General features: G+C 61.7%; 1 protein-coding gene and 1 pseudogene. One reads left to right on the plus strand and one right to left on the minus strand.

Going from position 1 to position 622, the window contains the following annotated elements:
• Nucleotides 1–80 precede the first annotated feature (80 nt).
• Nucleotides 81–200 (minus strand): annotated as a pseudogene (locus Y704_RS23155) (glutathione-dependent formaldehyde dehydrogenase); the annotation flags it as partial.
• A 199-nt stretch (nt 201–399) separates the two neighbouring features.
• On the opposite strand from Y704_RS23155, the gene Y704_RS23160 reads away from it, so the two are divergent.
• On the plus strand, nt 400–622 hold a 223-nt coding region (locus Y704_RS23160; RefSeq protein WP_216698944.1), incomplete at its 3' end, for a hypothetical protein.

Below are 622 nucleotides of genomic sequence, written 5' to 3' on the forward strand. Positions count from 1 at the left end.
TGTTGGGTCCATTCCCGCACCGCAGAGGTCGGCAATCATCGGTCGGCAGTTACTGTCCAGGAAAGAGGGGTTGATCGGGTTGAGCCGCAGATCGCCGTGGAGGTGATTTTGATGATCGCGTCGGTGGGTTCCTGGATGACGGGATCCGGTACCTCTTCAACGCTGACCGACCGCTTTCCCTGCCAGGTAAGTGCCCTCATGATCCCAAACTCCTCTTTGGTGGTAAGTATGCTTATCAGTCTCAGTATGTTCACGTTTACCGCCGGAAAGAAAGGAACCGCTTGTGTTGGGTCCATTCCCGCACCGCAGAGGTCGGCAATCATCGGTCGGCAGTTACTGTCCAGGAAAGAGGGGTTGATCGGGTTGAATAACCACCGCACCACCCGGGAAGGAGCCCCAGTGGCAAGACCGCGTGCTGCGGGCATTGATGCGGTTGTGGGTGCTGCCGCGGGTGCTGTCGGCGTCTGGGTCATGGACCAGGTGGGGTGGTTCATGCTGCGGAGCGAAAACACCCAAACTCTCGCCCGGGACCTGGGAGCCCGCGACGGGAACGCGGACCTGGGCGCGGATGGGGGTGCGGGGATTGCGGCGCAGGTCCGGGGTGTGCAGGCGGGTGCCTCGG

The sequence above is a fragment of the Arthrobacter sp. Br18 genome, from assembly GCF_000520555.1.
Classification (GTDB): domain Bacteria; phylum Actinomycetota; class Actinomycetes; order Actinomycetales; family Micrococcaceae; genus Arthrobacter_D.